This window comes from Micromonospora sp. WMMD961 (assembly GCF_029626145.1).
Classification (GTDB): Bacteria; Actinomycetota; Actinomycetes; order Mycobacteriales; family Micromonosporaceae; genus Micromonospora.
Genome location: NZ_JARUBJ010000002.1, coordinates 3,489,787 through 3,506,239, shown reverse-complemented (window position 1 = coordinate 3,506,239; position 16,453 = coordinate 3,489,787). Strand labels below are relative to the sequence as shown.

Genomic DNA, 16,453 nt, shown 5'->3' with positions numbered 1-16,453 from the left:
CAAGCGGGACATCGATGGTTGCCCTGGTAAACCGCTGTGTGCACCCGGAAGAGCCGCTGTCAGGCGCGGCGAAGCATCACGCCCGGCGCCATCGCCTGCTCGACCAGGCCCCGGTAGTCACGCGGCAACTGGGTCACCACGTCGTCGAACTCACCACCGGTGATCGCCTCGCGCAGGGTGGTGAAGACCGCCCGCGCGGCGTCGTCGGCCGCGGCCTCCTGCACACCGGCACGTGACGCGACCCGCGCGACGAACTCCGCCGCCCCGAACCGGTCGGCCTGTTCGGTGCTCGGGCTCGGCTTGAGCACCAGCTGCAACGGCTGCGGCAGTTGAACGGCCAGGTCCAGGACCTCACCACCGGTCAACCGCTCGGCGAGCGTCTCCAACACCGCCCGGGTCAGCTCGACCGCCCGCTCGGACGACGTCGCGGTGCGCTGGGAAACCTGGTCGATGAAGGTGTCGTAGTTCATCGCGTACTCCCTCTGGGCTCGCGTCGGCGTCTGCGACTACCCACCGCGACCCGGCGGAAACGGCGGGGTTTCCCTCTCTCCGGCGCGCGTGACCGGCCGGCGGGCGGGTAACCGCCGCCGGTCGTCACCACACCGATGCCCGAGGGAGCCCCTGCCATGGCGAGCTACGCCGAGGTCCTGCAGTACCTGTCGAGCCTGGACTACCCGGCCGAGAAGGACGACGTGGTCCGCGAGGCCGAACGGGAGGGCGCCCCGCCGGACGTGCTGAAGGCACTGCGCGCGCTGCCGCCGGTGGACTACGCCAACGGCACCGAGGTCGCCCGGTCGGCCGGGATCGAGGCCGCACCCGAGGTGGGCGCCGCCCAACGCGCCGAGCAGGCCCGGGACAAGAAGCACAACCGGGTCTCGCAGCACCTGCGCGGCATCTGACCCGGCGGTGACGCCCATCGCCCGGAGACGGGACCGTCACCGATGACCCACACCGGCCCGTCCCGGCCCGTGGAGGTACGTTTCCCCGCCGCGCGGCAGCTCGCCGTGGTGGCGGTGGTCGGCATCATCGCCGGCTGCGCCTTCTTGCTGCTGCTGCCACTGCCGCTCGCCGCGCTGGCCGGCTGGGACGTGGGCGCGCTGAGCTGGCTCGTACTGGTGTGGCTCAAGCTCTGGCCGATGGACGCCGAGCGGACCGCCCAACTGGCCGTGCACGAGGACCCGAACCGGGCGATCCGGGACGCGCTCCTGCTCGTCGCCTGCCTGGCCAGCCTGCTGGCCGTGGGGCTGGTCGTGGCCAGCGCGCAGAGCGCGCCTCCCGGCCTGAGCCGCGAAGTGCACAGCGGGCTGGGCGTGCTGAGCGTGGTGCTCTCCTGGTTCGTGGTGCACACCGTGTTCGCCGCGCGGTACGCCCGGATCTACTACACCGGCCCGGACGGCGGGGTGAACTTCAACCAGCCCGATCCGCCCCGCTACTCCGACTTCGCGTACGTCGCGTTCACCATCGGCGCCACGTTCCAGGTCTCCGACACCAACCTGACCAGCAACGAGATGCGTCGTACGGTGCTGCGGCACTCGATGGTGTCGTACCTGTTCGGGGCGTTCATCATCGCCGTGACGGTGAACCTGCTGGCCGGCCTGGCACACTGAGCCGTTGCGCGCGGCCCGGCCTGCTGAGAGGCCGTGGCGGCCCCGGGGGCGACACGGGGCGAGGGTTGGACGTGATCGCCGGGACAGGCGGGCGCCCCCTGGTCACGAACCGCGACCCGGGGCGCCACGCAAACCTGCCCAGGCGGTGAACCGCACCCGAACCGGGTGCCGCCACCAGGCGGTGGATGGCCGCTCGAACCGAGCGGTCAGCACTGCCGGGACCAACCATACGACAGAACATCCTCCGTTCGGTCATTATTCGGCGAAGTGTGGGCCACGGCACGTCATGATCGGCCCGTCACCTCCGCGTACCGGTGCTCAAGATCGACCCGCGCCAGCGCCCCCACCAGCCAGGCAAGCTGCTCCGACTCTCCACTGGCCAGGCCGGCCAGATCGTCCGCCGACCTGCCCAGCCCGAGCCGACGGGCCGCCGCCAACGCGCGCCGGTCAGCCACCGGGGCCACCTCCCGCCACAGCGCCTGCGCCTCACGGAGGAACAGGTCGACCACCTGGTCGTCCACACCGGGAAGCTCGGCGAGAAGCGCCCGCTCCCGCGCCGGATCGTGCTGCGCCACCGCCCGCAGCCTGCGCAGATCGCCCCGGTACCGCTCGACGACGGTGCGACCCAGGTCACCCAGTACGGCGGCCAACGCGTCGACGTCGCCTCGCTGACCGCTGGCGCGCAGCACCCGTACCCGGTCCTCGTGCAACGAACGGGCCAGCCCCGCGGCGCTGTCCCACCCCTCGTCGCGCAACGCCCGCGCCCCGTCCAACGCCCGGCGGAAGTCACCCCGGCGGGCCAGCAGCACCGCGAGGTAGAGCACCTGGAACAGACTCGCCGGGTTGTTGGTCACCCGAAAGCCGTACTGCTCGGCGAAGCCCCGCCCGGTACCGGCGAGCCGGCGCGCCAGGCGCTTCCGGTCCGCCATCGGGGTGATCAGAGTGGTCGGCATGCCGGCGACTACCCGCGCGACCGAGGGTCACACTCTGGCCGCAGCCCGCTCGCCGTGCAGGCCGCCGGTGCGATCGCGGGCCTATTGGTCGTGCAGGCCGCCGGTGCGGTCGCGGGCCTTGAGGCGGGTGGTGGGCAGGGCGGGAGCCGGCAGCGGCGGCGCCGGATCGTCGGCGACCACACCGAAGCGTGCGTCGCCCGCCATCCAGGCCTCCCGGGCGGCGACGATCTCCTCGTGCGAGCGGCCGACGAAGTTCCACCACATCACCAGCGGCTCTTCGAACGGCGTACCGCCCAGCAACAGCAACCGGGCCCCCGACCCTCCCCGCACGGTCAGCTCGCGGCGACCCGTACCCAGGTAGAGCAACGCCCCCGGCTCGAACCCCACCCCAGCCGCCTCCGCGGACCCGGACATCGCCAGCACGGCGTACTCGAAATCGGGCCGCAACGACAGCGTCGTCGGCGCCTCACCGCCCAGCTCCAGTTGCACACCCACCAGCGGGGTGTGCACCACCGCCGGCGACCGCTGCCCGCCGAACTCGCCGACCAGCAGGGTGACGCCCAGGTCGCCGTCGCGCCAACGGGGCAGGTCGGCGTGGTGCGCGAAGTCCGCCGCCCCGGTGCGCGCCGCATCAGGCAACGCCACCCACAGCTGTACGCCGTGCATCACCGGCGGATGGACGGCCGGCGACCGCTCGGAGTGGGCGATGCCGTTCCCGGAGGTCATCACGTTCAACTGACCGGGCCGGATCGGCTGGACGTTGCCGAGGCTGTCCCGGTGCAGGATCTCCCCGTCCAGCAGCCAGGTCACCGTCTGCAGACCGGTGTGCGGGTGCGGGGGCACCTCCATGCCGGGCCGCTGCGCCACATCGTCCGGGCCGAAGTGGTCGACGAAACACCACGCGCCGACCATCCGGCGGGGACGCTGCGGCAACAGTCGCCGCACGGTGGTGTACCTCCCCAACGGCACGTCGTGGCCGGGCAACAGCACACTGCCGGGATCAACGTCGGCCACGCCGGGTGGTCGGGTCTGCGCCAGCATCGAGTCGGTACGCTCCACCGCCCGACTGTACGCTCACGCCCACCCACGACCGCAGCGCTTCGGTTCACCGCCTGCCGTCGCTCGTGGTTCACCGGCCGTGGTCCTTGGCTACCCGGTCTACCGGCCGTGGTCCTTGGCTACCCGGTCTACCGGCCGTGGTCCTTGGCTACCCGGCTCACCGGGCACCGGCGGACACCGTCACCCGGTTCGCACCCGCGACCAGGTCCAGGTAGAGCCGTTCGGTCGCACGATCCCAACCCGGCGTACTGACGACCGCACCCGCGCCCACCCCATCCCAACGGTCGGTGCCCAGCGCGACCGAACCGGCGCCCGCTCCCACGCGAACCCGCACCGGCGTCTCGCCGGCGAGCCGGATGTCGAGCTGACTGGTTCCACCGACGAGTCGTACCGTCAGGATGCTGGCACCCTCCGGGCTGCCGGCACCGGGCGCGCTGCCGGTGCTGGCCGCGGTGATCGGTGGCAGCAGGATCTCGGTGCGGGACGACCCGCCGGCGAGTTCCACGCCCAGCAGCCGGGCCCTGGTCAGATCCAGCACCTGACTGCTCACCCCGCCGACGAGGTGCAGACGCCAGGCGACCCGCTCGTTGAGCAGCACCCGGACGGCCCGTGTGCCACGCTCCCCGGACTCCGCGAGTTCGAGTCGGACGGTCTCCCCGGTGACGGTCGGTCGACCCACCACCGACGAGCTGGTCGGGCTGCTGATCCGGTACAGGTCGTTCCCCAGCTCGGCCACCCGCAGGTCGAACGAGGACACCCCGTCCGCGAGCACGAAGGTGCCTTTCTGCCGACCCGCCAGTGGCGCCGTGAGCAGCCGATCGTCGGCAGCGGATCGCCCATCAGCCGCGTCCGGGTCGGGGACGCCTCCCGCGCGGCCAATGTCGTCGGGCCGGATGCCGTCGGGCCTGGTGCCGTCGGGCCTGGTGCCGTCGGGGCCACCAGCGTGGGTCGTGCCGAGTCGCCCGGGGTCCGCGATGATCACGGCCACCGCGGCCGCGCCCAACAGCAGCACGACAGCCGCAGCAGCCACCAGCAGGCGGGACCCCGTGGACCACCGCAGCGGTACGTCTTCACCGGCGGGTTCCGGCGGCGCCTCCGGTTCACGATTCGTGCCGTACCCCACCGCGGTCATACCTCTGTCCCTCCGCCGGTCCCCGACGGGAGGTACGTACCCGCCGGCCGATCGGATCACTCCGCGCCCCCAGCGTCACTCCACTACGTCGCCGACCGGTCGCCGAACGGTCGCCGAACGCGAGATCTTGGAGAGTTTCCGTTCACGCGGAACGGAAACTGTCCAAGATCTCGGTTGGACGTGCCGCCGCCTTCGCCCGGCGGTGGCGGTGGTCGGCGGTAGTGGATATGCCGCTGGCCGGCACCCCGTGGTGGGGTGCCGGCCAGCGGTCGTGTGGCGTCGGTGCTGCGGTGCGGTGGGTCAGCTGTTCCAGTACTGGGCGACCAGGTCGGTGGCCTGCTGCTCCCACTGGGCGTACGCGTCCGGGTAGGCCGACACCTGCACGGTCTGCGCGGCCTCGGTCAGCGGCATGTCCTGCCACCCGTCGACCTGCTTCAGGCCCTTCAGGAACGCCGTGGTCGAGTACTCGGGGTCGGTGATCTGCTCCGGGGTACCCCAACCACTGGACGGGCGCTGCTGGAACAGACCCAGCGAGTCATGGTCGTTCATATCGCCCAGGTGGCCCAGGTTCTCCAGCTTCGACTCCTGCAGGCTGGTGGCGATCGAGATGACCGCGGCCCGCTCGGGCAGGCCGGCCTTCTTCGTCGCGGCGATGATCGCCTTGACGTTGGCGGTCTGCTCGTCGTTGAGGGTGATGTGCGACTGCTCGCCCTGCGGCTTCGGCGCCGCCGACTGCACGGCGACCGCGACGGGCTTGGCGTCAACGGGGTTGGCGTGGGCGGCGACCGGACCGGCGAACACACCACCGGCGAACGCCAGACCAGCAACGGACAGCACGCTCTTACGCATGATCGTGTTCATGGGGGAAGCTCCTTCGGGGGTAAGGACACCCGCACACATGCCACGGGTGAGAGCACCTCGTCCGGCGCTGCAACAAAGTCTTGGGGGTTCATCGGCGGCCTGCGAGCGGGGGCTCGCGGCGCCGGGCCCGTGTGTAACGACCCGAGGGCCGGGGTCATTCCCGGGGGGCGACCGGTTCCGCGGCACCCGGTGACGCGGGGTGCCGGTCCGGCCGGGGTCCAGGTGTAACGACCCGGGGGCCGGGGTCATTCCCGGGGGCGGACCACCGCGCCGACAGGCCGTGGTCCTGCGATTGTCAGGATGTGCAACGACCCCGACCCCGCCGTGATTCCGGCCGGCGAGTGCCCCCGACCACAGGCCGATACCACCCAAACGGAACAAACCGTAGAGGACCTCACAACCGTGCGTGATCCACTCGCCTTCGCGAAAGCCGGGGCATCCGAGACGGTCTGACACCCCGACTTCACGGAAACCGAGTCGATCACAAATCAGAGCCATGCCGAGCGGGGACGTAAGACCAGAGCTACAGAAAACCGTGGCCGAAGCGAACGAGGCCAGCCGCGGCCAACGGGCCAACCGGCCACCGGGCCACCGGGCCACCGGGCCACCGGGCCAGGCGAACAAACCGGCCGAGCGAGCCGAGCCGGCCACGGCGGCCGAGTGAGCCGGGCCGAAAGGGGGCGTCGGGTGGCGGGCTCGCTCAGCTGGCGAGGCGGGAGCGGACTTTGGCGGCGCAGGCACCCAGGACCGTCTGGGCGTCCAGCCCCAGGCTTTCGATGGCCACCAACGCGGTGAAGGCGACGTCGGCCAGCTCGGCGGCTACGTCCTCGCGGGTGTGGGTGACGCCCTTGCGCGGATTCTGCCCAAGCAGCCCGATCCAGGCGGCGGACGCCTCCCCCGCCTCCTCGGTCAGCTTCAGGATGCGGCAGGTCAGTTCGGTCTGCCCGGTGCCGTTCGCGTTGTCCAACCAGCTCCGCGACGCGCGGGCCGCCTCCCAGATTGACTCGTCCACGGCGACAAGTCAACCCGACAGGTCTGCCTGCTCACGCAGCCGGGTACCGGTGGCCGGCACCTCACCGACCAGCATGCCGGCTGACCCGGCACGGACGGCGGTCCGCATCCCCGCGCGCACGGACGGTGGTCCGCATCCCGCGCGCACGGGCGGCCGGGTCAACGCGCGAAGGGCCTCACCGAGCGCCGACCGCACTGACGGCGCACGAGCCCGGGGCCCGATCAGCCGGACAGTCGAGCTTGACCAGCCGATCAACGTAGACATTGACACTGGTCGACGGCGGTCCTAGGTTCAGGGCGCTACCGGCCGGTAGGCAACCGTCCCGCCTGGTCGCCCCCGGGCGACATCCGTCCGATGGGGAGCACCGATGCTGTCCGCACCCGTTCGTACCCTCCGCCGGCTGCTCGCCGCCACCGCGACGATGACTCTCGCCGTCGGGCTGGCCGGCGCCGCGCCGGCCAACGCCACCGGTCACGACCAGGGAGGCGGGGAGCCGCTGCCCGGGTACACCATCGAGAATCCGCCGTTGGCGCCGATGGTGGTCGGCGGCAAGCCGACGACGGTACGTCAGGGGGTGCACCGCCACGCCGGGTACATCATCGAGGTCCCGGCACGGTGGAACGGTGACCTGCTGTTGTGGGCGCACGGCTACCGCGGCCAGGGCACGGTGCTCTCGCCGGAGCCGCCGGGCTTCGGGCTGCGCCAGCGACTCCTGGAGCAGGGGTACGCGTGGGCGTCGTCCTCGTACGACCGCAACGGCTTCGACATCCGTTCCGGGGTGCTGGGCACCAAGGATCTCGCCGACCACTTCGGCCGGACGGTCCGCCGGCCGCAGCACACCTACGTCGCCGGGGTGTCGATGGGCGGGTACGTCATCGGTCGCTCACTGGAGCAGTACCCCGGCTACTACGACGGGGCGCTGCCGATGTGCGGGGTGCTCGGCGACCAGACGCTGCTCGACTTCTATCTGGACTACAACCTGGTCGCGCAGACCCTCGCCGGGCTGCCGGCGTACCCGACGCCGGCCGACTACCTGACGAACGCCGTACCCCGCATCCAGGTGGCGCTCGGTCTGGCCGGGCTGACCCCCACCGGGCCGGACACCACCACGGACCGGGGCAAGCAGTTGCGGGCGATCACCGTGAACCGTTCGGGCGGGCCGCGTCCGGGCGCGGACGCGGCGTTCGCGGTCTGGAAGGATTTCCTCTTCTCGATCAGCGTGCCCACCGGGAGCGGCAACTCCCCCGCCCAGCGGCCCGGTCAGCTGTCCACCAACCTGCTCACCCGGTACGCCCCGAACAGCCCGGTGAACGTCAACGCCACAGTGCGGCGGGTCGCCCCGGAGAACGTGGTGCAGCGGCTCCTGCCGACGCTGACCGAGGTGCCGCGGATCGCCGGTCGGCCCACCGCGCCGGTGCTCAGCCTGCACGGCCTCGGTGACCTGTTCGTGCCGTTCAGCATGGAGCAGGCGTACGCAGCGGACGTGGCACGGCACGGTCGCAGCAAGCTGGTGGTCCAACGAGCCATCCGGGCCACGCAGCACTGCGAGTTCACCCCGGCCGAGGCCGGCGCCGCCTGGGACGACCTGGTGTCCTGGGTACGCACCGGCAAGCGCCCGGCCGGCGACACCGTGACCGACCCGGCGGTGGTGGCGCGGCCCGACTACGGCTGCCGGTTCAGCGACCGGGAGGCGTACGCCGCCGCCGTCGGCACCCGCCGCCTCTATCCGGCCTGCTGAGATACGACGACGCCGGCCGGTCCCACGTGGGGACCGGCCGGCGCGTGTGTGCGGGTGTCACCAGAGCTGCTGGACGATGTCCGCCGCCTGCTCCTCCCACTGCGCGTACGCGTACGGGAATGCGGAGACCTGGACGGTCTGCGCGGCGGTGGTCAGCGGCAGGTCCTGCCAGCCGCCCACGTTCTTGAGTGCGCTGAAGAACGCGGTGGCGGAGTACTCCGGGTCGGTGATCTGCTCGGGCGTGCCCCAACCGGACGACGGGCGCTGCTGGAACAGGCCCTGCGAGTCGTGGTCGTTGTACGCGCCCAGGTGGCCGAGGTTGTAGAGCTTCGACTCCTGCAGCGAGGTGGCGACGCCGATCACCGCGCCGCGGTCACCGACGCCGGTCTTCTTGGCGGCGTCGACGATGTGCCGGGCGTTGGCGAGCTGCGCATCGTCGAGCGGGATGCGCGACTGGGCGCCCTCGATGCCGTGCGGGATCAGCTGGGCTCGGCTGGGCTTGCCGGCCGGCGGCTTGCCGGTGGCGGAGCCGGTGGTCAGGCCCGACTCGACGGGCTGGTCGTCCTGCTGGGCCGAGGTGGCGGCCTTGCCGGTGGCAAGGTCGATGGCGGCGACGGCGCCCTGATGCGGTCCGGAGGTGACCGGAGCGGCAACTGCGGTCGGCGCGAGGGCCAGGCCGCCGAGGGCGGCCACACCCGCCACGCTCAGCGCGGTCTTGCGGTACGAGTCCTTAGCGATGGCGGGGAGCCATCGAGTGAAGTCGACCTTCACGATGGTTGCCCTTTCGATCGTGCGGAGCGCTCCGGGGTGAACGCTCCTCGGGAGATGACCGCGGAAAAGGGTTTGGGCTCCGGCGGTACGGGGGACACAACCAGGTTCACGTGTCGGTCATTCCGGAAATGCGCTCACCTCGGCTCGGTGCGGTCCCGCTCACGGCGCGGAACCGGACATGGCGGCTCTCCAAACGCCACGTCCGACTATGGTGACGCAGGGTAATTTCGGCGGTCGGAGGCCGGATCCGACCACCAGCCTTTGCTCTGCATCTATATACGCACCAGGCACGTTCAGTGACGGCAGAGAGAAAGCGCCCGCAGCTAGCGGAAAGGGCCCATGCGCAGGTCACGGCACATGGTGCGGATAGGGGTGCACAGCAAAGGAGGCGGGTGTGGTGATGGGGAGGCGGGCGGCGGGGCGGTTTGTCGCTACCGTGAGTAGGCGTCCGCGTCAGCACGGTGGGTGAGGTTGTCGTGCGGCTCGCCGTACCGGTCGGGAACGTGCCGGAGCTGCTTGAGGTGCTGCCGGGTCTCCGCGACGGGACCCCGGCCGACGACCAGCGCGAAGCCCGGGGGCCACCGCAGCGGGAAACCGTGCCGCTGGGCGCTTGATTCCAGCGCCGCGCCGGTCAGCGTGCCGGCGGAGGACGGTTCCACCACCAGTTCCTCGACGTCACGCGCGAGGTCGAGGGTGCCGTGGACCTGGTCCTCCAGGTAGTCGTCGAGCGCGCGACCCGGCTCAGTTCTCGCCGTCGCGTCCGGACTCCGCATCCCGCGTCCCTGCCCGCGCGTCCGGCGGGAGCAGCTCCTGGAAGACGGTGATATGCAGGCCGGCAGGCGCGTCGAGGCGGGAGTTGAGCGACTGCCACGGCGTACGCGTCGGCGGCGCGACCTCGCTCGCGCCGGCGGCGACCAGCCGGGCGGTGGTCGCCTCGGCGTCGTCCACCTCGAAGGCCACCCGCATCCGGGGTGCGACCTGCCGTCCCACCTCGACCTCGTCGATCATGCGTTTCTGGGCCGGGTTGGCGATCTCCAGGGTGGCGCGGCCAGCGTCCAGGATCATCACCCGGGCGTCTCCGTCGCCGACGAACGCCGCCTCCTCGGGCAGGCCGAGCGCATCACGGAAGAACGCGACGGCAGCGTCGTAGTCGGCTGCCTCCACCACGAGGCGCAACTGACGGACGACAGGTGTGGGGTGCTCGGCGGCCATGCGCGATCCTAACGTTGAGCCGCGCACCCGCGCGCGGGCTCAGTGACCGCGCGCCAACCACTCCTGAAGGTGCGGGGCCTCCGCGCCGATCGTGCTGTCGTCCCCGTGACCGGTGTGCACGACCGTCTCCGCCGGCAGGGTGAGCAGGCGGGTACGGATCGAGCGGACGATGGTGTCGAAGTCGCTGTACGAGCGGCCGGTCGCACCGGGACCGCCGGCGAAGAGCGTGTCACCGGTGAAGACCACGCCCAGGTCCGGGGCGTGGAAGCTGCACGCACCGGGGCTGTGCCCGGGGGTGTGCAGCACCCGCAACGTGGTGCCGGCCACCACGATGTCCTGCCCGTCGTGCAGCTCGCCGTGCGGCGGCAGGTGCGGGTGGACCATGTCCCACAGCACCCGGTCGGCGGCGTGCAGCAGCACCGGTGCGCCGGTGGCCTCGGCCAGTTCGGGTGCCACCCGGACGTGGTCGTCGTGGGCGTGGGTGGCCAGGATCGCGCGGACCTGCCGGTCACCCACCAGGGCGAGGATCGCGGCGACGTCGTGCGGCGCGTCCAGGACCACGCACTCGCTGTCGTCGCCGATCACCCAGACGTTGTTGTCCACGTCGAACGTCTGCCCGTCCAGGGAAAACGTGCCGGCGGTGACCGCGCGGTCGACCCGGGCGGTCATCAGAACACCACCACCGAGCGCAGCACGTCCCCGTGGTGCATCCGCTCGAACGCGTTCTCGACCTGGTCGAGTGCGATCTCCTCGGTGACGAACGCGTCGAGGTCGAGCCGGCCCTGCAGGTACAGCTCGGTGAGCATGGGGAAGTCACGGCTGGGCAGACAGTCGCCGTACCAGCTCGACTTGAGCGCGCCGCCGCGTCCGAAGACGTCCAGCAGGGGCAGCTCGATCTGCATCTGCGGGGTCGGTACGCCGACCAGCACCACGGTGCCGGCCAGGTCGCGGGCGTAGAACGCCTGCTTCCACGTCTCCGGTCGACCCACCGCGTCGATCACCACGTCCGCGCCGAAGCCGCCCGTGGCGGCACGGATCGCCTCGACCGGGTCGGTTTCCGAGGCGTTCACCGTGTGCGTGGCGCCGAACTGGCGAGCCCAGTCGAGCTTGCGGCTGTCGGTGTCCACCGCGACGATCGTGGTGGCGCCGGCGAGGACCGCGCCGGCGACCGCGGCGTCTCCGACACCACCGCAGCCGATCACCGCTACCGAGTCGCCCCGGGTGACGGTGCCGGTGTTCATCGCCGCGCCCAGCCCGGCCATCACACCGCAGCCGAGCAGACCCACGGCAGCCGGTCGGGCGGCCGGGTCCACTTTGGTGCACTGCCCGGCGTGCACCAGCGTCTTCTCGGCGAACGCGCCGATGCCCAGCGCCGGGGCGAGTTCGGTGCCGTCGGTGAGCGTCATCCGCTGCTTCGCGTTGTGGGTGTTGAAGCAGTACCAGGGACGGCCCCGGCGGCAGGCGCGGCAGTCCCCGCAGACCGCCCGCCAGTTGAGCACCACGAAGTCGCCCGGGGCGACGTCGGTGACGCCCTCGCCGACCTGCTCCACGATGCCCGCCGCCTCGTGGCCGAGCAGGAACGGGTAGTCGTCGTTGATGCCACCCTCGCGGTAGTGCAGGTCGGTGTGGCAGACACCGCAGGACTGGATCCGGACGACGGCCTCACCGGGGCCGGGATCGGGCACCACGATGGTGGTGACCTCGACCGGCGCGCCCTTGCTGCGGGAGATGACTCCCCGGACTTCCTGGCTCACTTCGCCTCCTGCTGGTGGTCTGCGGCAGCGCCGGACGCCGGCCGGGCGGTGTGCCACGGGCTCGACGGTGGGCCCCCGGCGAACCTACCGCGACCAGCGCGGCCAGCCCAGCCCGGCTGGCGGTTATCGCGGGCGGTCCGGGGTACGCGGGCCGCATTCCACCACGGCCATCGGGAGTGACCATGAAACTCGCACACCTGCCGCTACGCGTCAGCATCGGTGCGTACTTCCTCAACTCGGGTCTGGGCAAGCGCACCCTGGAGGGCACCGCCGCGGAGGGCTTGCACGGGATGGCGGTCGCCGCCATGCCCCAGCTCGGTCAACTGGGGCCGGCGCGCTTCGCCAAACTGCTGTCGTACTCGGAGATCGCCCTGGGGGCCGCGCTGCTCGCGCCGTTCGTCCCGGCGCCCCTGGTCGGGCTCGGCCTGACCGCGTTCGGCGCGGGCCTGGTGCAGCTGTATCTGAAGACGCCGGGGATGCGCGAGGCCGGCAGCATCCGTCCGACCCAGCAGGGCGCGGGGTTGGCCAAGGATGTCTGGCTGGTCGGTGCCGGCCTGACCCTGGTGTTGGAGGGGCTGACCCACGGGCGCCGGCACGGCTGACCCGGCGGGCGGGCTGAGGAGCTGCGGTGAGCCAACCTAGCTCGGTGCGGCCGTTCTACCGGCCGATGCGGCCACGCCGTCGCGACGAGCCGCATCGCTCGGCCACACCGCTGGAACTCTTCTTCGACCTCTGCTTCGCGGTGGCGGTGGCGCAGGCGGCCGGCGGCCTGCACCACGACGTCTCCGAGGGGCACCTCGGCCACGCGCTGACCAGGTACCTGATGGTCTTCTTCGCGATCTGGTGGTCGTGGATGAACTTCACCTGGTTCGCCTCGGCCTACGACACCGACGACGATCTCTACCGGATCACCACGCTGGTCCAGATCGCCGGCGCGTTGATCATCGCGGCCGGGGTGCCGCGCGCGTTCACCGACGGTGACTTCAGCGTCATCACGTACGGCTACGTGGTGATGCGGATCGCGCTGGTGGTGCAGTGGTGCCGGGCCGCCGCCGGTGACCCGGCGCACCGCCGGGCGGCCCGGCGGTACGCGATCGGCGTCACCGTCGTCCAGCTCGGTTGGCTGCTGCGGCTGGCCCTGCCGCAGAGTTGGGGGACCGCGGCCTTGCTGCTGCTGGTCGTGGCGGACGTGCTGGTGCCGGCGGTGGCCGAGCGGCCGGGGATGACTCCCTGGCATCCGCGACACATCACCGAACGGTACGGGCTGTTCACCCTGATCGTGCTCGGTGAGGTGGTGCTGGCCACGTCGGTGGTCATCCAGACCGGGGTGGACGCCGGCGACCGTCACCTCTGGTCGCTGGCGGCGGCGGCCGCGGTGATCGTGTTCGCCCTGTGGTGGCTCTACTTCGACCGGCCCATCGAGGCACCCGCCCAGCTGCCGTACTCCCTGGTCTGGGGCTATGGCCACTACCTGATCTTCGCGGCGGTCGCCGCGGTCGGCGCGGGTCTGAGCGTGTCGGTGGACTACGAGCGGCGTCTCGCGCACATCTCGGAGAGGACCGCCGGGTACGCGGTGGCCGTCCCGATCGCCGTCTTCCTGCTCACCGTCTGGGTACTGCACGTACGCCGGCGGCAGCACGGCGTGGTGGTCGTCGCCTACCCGGTCGTCGCGCTGCTCACGCTGCTCACGCCGCTCGGCCCGGCCCCGGTGTACGCACTGGCGGCATCGCTGGTCGCTCTCGTGGTGCTGACCACACTGCTGCGCCGCCGGGAGGTCGACCGGAACGCGGCGACGGCCGGCCCGGCCTGACTGCGGTCACGCCACCTCACGGGCCGGGTCGGCCCCGGCGGGGCGTTGCGCGGGAAGGCCGGTGGCAGGCTTCGGTGCCGGGCGGGCGACGCCCCGGTTCAGGCCGGTGACCAGGAGCCGGTTGTACGAGGCCGGCAGCACCCGGGCCAGCAGGTCGGGCAGTTTCGCCGACCAGCCGATCAGCACCCGGCCCCGACGCCGCTCGACGCCACGCAGGATCACCTCGGCGGCCCGCTCCGGCGCGATGGTGAGCAGCTTCTCGAACTGTGCCCGACCGGCCGCGTACTCCTCGTGGCAGACGCCACTGCCGATCCGGGCGTTCTCGGTGATGCGGGTGCGGATCCCGCCCGGGTGCACCGACGTCACCCCGATGCCGTCGTCGACCAGTTCGTGGCGCAGTGCCTCGGTGAGGCCGCGCACCGCGAACTTGCTCGCCGAGTACGCGGTCTGCCCGGCGGGTGCGATCAGCCCGAACAGGCTGGAGATGTTGACCAGGTGCGCGCCCCGTTCCGCCCGGAGGGTGGGCAGCAGCGCGTGGGTCAACTGCGCCACCGCCCGGAAGTTGACGTCGATCACCCAGCTGAACTCGTCGAACGTCACCTGGTCGAAGCGACCCCCGAGGCCGACGCCGGCGTTGTTCACCAGCAGGCGTACGCGCGGGTGCCGCTGGCCGATCTCCGCGGCCACCTGGGCGGTGGCCGTCGCGTCGGCGAGGTCCACCAGGTACGTGTGCAGCTGGCGGTCGGGATGCGCGACGCGGATCGCGGCGACGACCGTGTCCAGCCGCTCCGCGTCGCGGTCCAGCAGCACCAGATCACAGCCCCGGCGGGCCAGCGCGTGCGCCAACGCCGCGCCGATGCCGCTGGCCGCTCCGGTGACCACAGCCGTGGCACCGGCGAACTCGAACCTCTGCACGGAAGGTGCTCCTCTCCTGGTGGTCACCGTCGCTCGGACGACACGGGACACCGGTCGCCGGCGGGAACGGCCACCTCGCCGGCCCGGGAGAACCGCACACCCTCGTCGGTGAGCCTGCCGTGCCGCATCAGCAGCACGTCGCGGGGGTAGTTCTGGTGCAGCCGCCACGGCGCGTTCGCACCCTGTTTGGGCAGCGCGTCGACGGCGCGCAGCACGTAGCCGGAGCGCAGGTCGATCAGCGGCACCCGCCCGGCGTCGGGCGGCGGGAGCGGGGTGACGACCTGCTGGCCGGTGCGGTCCAGGTGCCGCAGCAGTCGGCACACGTAGCCGGCGACCAGGTCGGCCTTGAGCGTCCACGACGCGTTGGTGTAGCCGAGGGTCAACGCGAAGTTCGGCACCCCGGACAGCATCATGCCCTTGTAGGCGACGGTGCTCGCGAGGTCCACGTCGACGCCGTCCACGCGCAGCGTCAGGCCACCGACGGCGAGCAGGTTGAGCCCGGTCGCGGTGACCACGATGTCGGCGGGCACCTCGTCGCCGGAGGTCAGCCGGACACCGTCCGGGGTGAAGGTGTCGACGGTGCCGGTGACCACCGACGCCCTGCCCTGCCGCACGGCGGTGAACAGGTCACCGTCGGGCGCCACGCAGAGCCGCTGGTCCCACGGGTCGTAGCGGGGTGAGAAGTGGCGGTCGACGTCGTACCCGACCGGGAGTCGGCCGGTGGCGGCCCGACGCAGCCTCCGCCTCACCAGGCCGGGCGCACGCCGGCTGAGCTGGAAGGTGACGGTGGACAGCAGCACGTTCTTCCAGCGCACCAGCGGATACGCGGCCTTCGCCGGCAGCCAGCGCCGCAGCGCGTCGGCCAGCCGGTCGCGCGAGGGCAACGCCACGACGTACGTGGGTGAGCGCTGCAGCATCGTCACGTGGGCGGCCCGCTGCGCCATCGCCGGCACCAGGGTCACCGCGGTGGCGCCGCTGCCGATCACCACCACCTGTCTGCCGGCGTGGTCGAGGTCGTCGGGCCAGTGCTGCGGGTGCACGAGCCGCCCGGTGTACGCGTCGACACCGGGCAGCGGCGGGGTGTAGCCCTCGTCGTAGCGGTAGTAGCCGGCGCAGGCGAAGAGGAACGAACAGGTCAACACCACCGTCTCGGCGGTGTCGGCCCGCTGGGCGTGCACCGTCCAGCGGGCGGTGGCACTGTGCCACTCGGCACGCAGCACCCGGTGCCGGAAGCGGATGTGCCGCTGCACGTCGTACTCCCGGGCGGTCTCCCGGACGTACTCCCGGATGGTCGTGCCGTCGGCGATGGCCTTCCGGGCGGTCCACGGCTTGAACGAGTAGCCGAGGGTGAACATGTCCGAGTCGGAGCGGATGCCCGGGTAGCGGAACAGGTCCCAGGTGCCACCGATGGCGTCGCGCGCCTCCAGCACCGCGTACGTCTTGTCGGGGCAGTCGCGACGCAGGTGGCAGGCGGCGCCGATGCCGGACAGGCCGGCGCCGATGATCAGCACGTCGACGTGGTCGGAGGCCATCGCGTTCCTCCATCCGGGGCGGTGACCGGACCCTAACACCCCGCTGACTGACTGGACCCGAGACTTCCACAGTGGAGGCGTCTGAGGGCATCGATTG

Annotated in this window: 18 protein-coding genes; 5 read left to right on the top strand and 13 right to left on the bottom strand. The window is 71.8% G+C overall.

From position 1 onward, the window contains the following. Positions 1-59: 59 nt before the first annotated feature. Positions 60-470: a DUF2267 domain-containing protein gene (locus O7614_RS15850; protein ID WP_278139234.1), complete on the bottom strand. Its 411-nt coding sequence runs from the start codon at positions 468-470 to the stop codon at positions 60-62. A gap of 156 nt (positions 471-626) precedes the next feature. Here O7614_RS15850 and O7614_RS15845 point away from each other — a divergent pair, with 156 nt between their 5' ends. Together O7614_RS15845 and O7614_RS15840 are read left to right on the top strand one after the other, a co-directional pair. Further along, a complete protein-coding gene (locus O7614_RS15845) occupies positions 627-899 on the top strand; it encodes a DUF2795 domain-containing protein (RefSeq protein ID WP_278139233.1) in 273 nt (90 codons plus the stop codon). Between the two features lie 42 nt (positions 900-941). Further along, a complete protein-coding gene (locus O7614_RS15840; protein WP_278139232.1) occupies positions 942-1,607 on the top strand; it encodes a DUF1345 domain-containing protein in 666 nt (221 codons plus the stop codon). A 284-nt stretch (positions 1,608-1,891) separates the two neighbouring features. On the opposite strand, the gene O7614_RS15835 is transcribed toward O7614_RS15840, so the two are convergent. The 5 genes from O7614_RS15835 to O7614_RS15815 all read right to left on the bottom strand — a co-directional run bounded on the left by O7614_RS15835 (position 1,892) and on the right by O7614_RS15815 (position 6,624). After that, positions 1,892-2,560, bottom strand: a complete 669-nt coding sequence (locus tag O7614_RS15835) for a hypothetical protein (RefSeq protein ID WP_278139231.1) — start codon at positions 2,558-2,560, stop codon at positions 1,892-1,894. 81 nt (positions 2,561-2,641) lie between these two features. Further along, positions 2,642-3,619, bottom strand: a complete 978-nt coding sequence (locus O7614_RS15830) for a pirin family protein (protein ID WP_278139230.1) — start codon at positions 3,617-3,619, stop codon at positions 2,642-2,644. A 157-nt stretch (positions 3,620-3,776) separates the two neighbouring features. After that, positions 3,777-4,751 carry a hypothetical protein gene (locus O7614_RS15825; protein WP_278139229.1) on the bottom strand — a complete coding sequence of 325 codons (975 nt, stop codon included), beginning with the start codon at positions 4,749-4,751 and terminating at the stop codon, positions 3,777-3,779. A gap of 300 nt (positions 4,752-5,051) precedes the next feature. After that, positions 5,052-5,612 (bottom strand): hypothetical protein, encoded by a 561-nt coding sequence (locus O7614_RS15820; RefSeq protein ID WP_278139228.1) that lies wholly within the window; start codon positions 5,610-5,612, stop codon positions 5,052-5,054. A gap of 700 nt (positions 5,613-6,312) precedes the next feature. Next, positions 6,313-6,624 carry a MazG-like family protein gene (locus tag O7614_RS15815; protein WP_145782577.1) on the bottom strand — a complete coding sequence of 104 codons (312 nt, stop codon included), beginning with the start codon at positions 6,622-6,624 and terminating at the stop codon, positions 6,313-6,315. Between the two features lie 367 nt (positions 6,625-6,991). On the opposite strand from O7614_RS15815, the gene O7614_RS15810 reads away from it, so the two are divergent. Next, entirely contained in the window at positions 6,992-8,362 is a 1,371-nt protein-coding gene (locus tag O7614_RS15810) for a hypothetical protein (RefSeq protein ID WP_278139227.1), read from the top strand. Between the two features lie 57 nt (positions 8,363-8,419). Here O7614_RS15810 and O7614_RS15805 read toward each other — a convergent pair whose 3' ends face one another. The 5 genes from O7614_RS15805 to O7614_RS15785 form a co-directional block, all read right to left on the bottom strand. Next, positions 8,420-9,133: a hypothetical protein gene (locus tag O7614_RS15805; RefSeq protein WP_278139226.1), complete on the bottom strand. Its 714-nt coding sequence runs from the start codon at positions 9,131-9,133 to the stop codon at positions 8,420-8,422. A 431-nt stretch (positions 9,134-9,564) separates the two neighbouring features. Next, positions 9,565-9,906 carry a DUF3626 domain-containing protein gene (locus O7614_RS15800; RefSeq protein WP_278139225.1) on the bottom strand — a complete coding sequence of 114 codons (342 nt, stop codon included), beginning with the start codon at positions 9,904-9,906 and terminating at the stop codon, positions 9,565-9,567. Then, positions 9,875-10,345, bottom strand: a complete 471-nt coding sequence (locus tag O7614_RS15795; RefSeq protein WP_278139224.1) for a VOC family protein — start codon at positions 10,343-10,345, stop codon at positions 9,875-9,877. The genes O7614_RS15800 and O7614_RS15795 overlap by 32 nt, the downstream gene beginning before the upstream one ends. A 39-nt stretch (positions 10,346-10,384) precedes the next feature. Next, positions 10,385-11,014 carry an MBL fold metallo-hydrolase gene (locus O7614_RS15790; RefSeq protein WP_278139223.1) on the bottom strand — a complete coding sequence of 210 codons (630 nt, stop codon included), beginning with the start codon at positions 11,012-11,014 and terminating at the stop codon, positions 10,385-10,387. Then, the gene (locus O7614_RS15785; protein WP_278139222.1) at positions 11,014-12,099 is read right to left on the bottom strand and encodes an S-(hydroxymethyl)mycothiol dehydrogenase; all 1,086 of its coding nucleotides are present in this window, start codon (positions 12,097-12,099) and stop codon (positions 11,014-11,016) included. Before O7614_RS15785 ends, O7614_RS15790 begins: the two co-directional genes overlap by 1 nt. A gap of 182 nt (positions 12,100-12,281) precedes the next feature. On the opposite strand from O7614_RS15785, the gene O7614_RS15780 reads away from it, so the two are divergent. Together O7614_RS15780 and O7614_RS15775 are read left to right on the top strand one after the other, a co-directional pair. Next, positions 12,282-12,701 carry a hypothetical protein gene (locus tag O7614_RS15780; RefSeq protein ID WP_278139221.1) on the top strand — a complete coding sequence of 140 codons (420 nt, stop codon included), beginning with the start codon at positions 12,282-12,284 and terminating at the stop codon, positions 12,699-12,701. Between the two features lie 26 nt (positions 12,702-12,727). Beyond that, the gene (locus O7614_RS15775; protein WP_278139220.1) at positions 12,728-13,909 is read left to right on the top strand and encodes a low temperature requirement protein A; all 1,182 of its coding nucleotides are present in this window, start codon (positions 12,728-12,730) and stop codon (positions 13,907-13,909) included. Between the two features lie 6 nt (positions 13,910-13,915). Here O7614_RS15775 and O7614_RS15770 read toward each other — a convergent pair whose 3' ends face one another. Next, positions 13,916-14,824 (bottom strand): SDR family NAD(P)-dependent oxidoreductase, encoded by a 909-nt coding sequence (locus O7614_RS15770; RefSeq protein WP_278139219.1) that lies wholly within the window; start codon positions 14,822-14,824, stop codon positions 13,916-13,918. A gap of 23 nt (positions 14,825-14,847) precedes the next feature. Next, a complete protein-coding gene (locus O7614_RS15765) occupies positions 14,848-16,356 on the bottom strand; it encodes an NAD(P)/FAD-dependent oxidoreductase (RefSeq protein WP_278139218.1) in 1,509 nt (502 codons plus the stop codon). Positions 16,357-16,453 lie beyond the last annotated feature (97 nt).

What these genes read in the sequence shown, in the direction of transcription:
- O7614_RS15800 (WP_278139225.1), bottom strand. Translation starts at nt 9,906, where the DNA reads ATGCGGAGTCCGGACGCGACGGCGAGAACTGAGCCGGGTCGCGCGCTC.
- O7614_RS15780 (WP_278139221.1), top strand. Translation starts at nt 12,282, where the DNA reads ATGAAACTCGCACACCTGCCGCTACGCGTCAGCATCGGTGCGTACTTC.
- O7614_RS15790 (WP_278139223.1), bottom strand. Translation starts at nt 11,014, where the DNA reads ATGACCGCCCGGGTCGACCGCGCGGTCACCGCCGGCACGTTTTCCCTG.
- O7614_RS15825 (WP_278139229.1), bottom strand. Translation starts at nt 4,751, where the DNA reads ATGACCGCGGTGGGGTACGGCACGAATCGTGAACCGGAGGCGCCGCCG.
- O7614_RS15845 (WP_278139233.1), top strand. Translation starts at nt 627, where the DNA reads ATGGCGAGCTACGCCGAGGTCCTGCAGTACCTGTCGAGCCTGGACTAC.
- O7614_RS15810 (WP_278139227.1), top strand. Translation starts at nt 6,992, where the DNA reads ATGCTGTCCGCACCCGTTCGTACCCTCCGCCGGCTGCTCGCCGCCACC.
- O7614_RS15850 (WP_278139234.1), bottom strand. Translation starts at nt 470, where the DNA reads ATGAACTACGACACCTTCATCGACCAGGTTTCCCAGCGCACCGCGACG.
- O7614_RS15765 (WP_278139218.1), bottom strand. Translation starts at nt 16,356, where the DNA reads ATGGCCTCCGACCACGTCGACGTGCTGATCATCGGCGCCGGCCTGTCC.
- O7614_RS15820 (WP_278139228.1), bottom strand. Translation starts at nt 5,612, where the DNA reads ATGAACACGATCATGCGTAAGAGCGTGCTGTCCGTTGCTGGTCTGGCG.
- O7614_RS15835 (WP_278139231.1), bottom strand. Translation starts at nt 2,560, where the DNA reads ATGCCGACCACTCTGATCACCCCGATGGCGGACCGGAAGCGCCTGGCG.
- O7614_RS15840 (WP_278139232.1), top strand. Translation starts at nt 942, where the DNA reads ATGACCCACACCGGCCCGTCCCGGCCCGTGGAGGTACGTTTCCCCGCC.
- O7614_RS15795 (WP_278139224.1), bottom strand. Translation starts at nt 10,345, where the DNA reads ATGGCCGCCGAGCACCCCACACCTGTCGTCCGTCAGTTGCGCCTCGTG.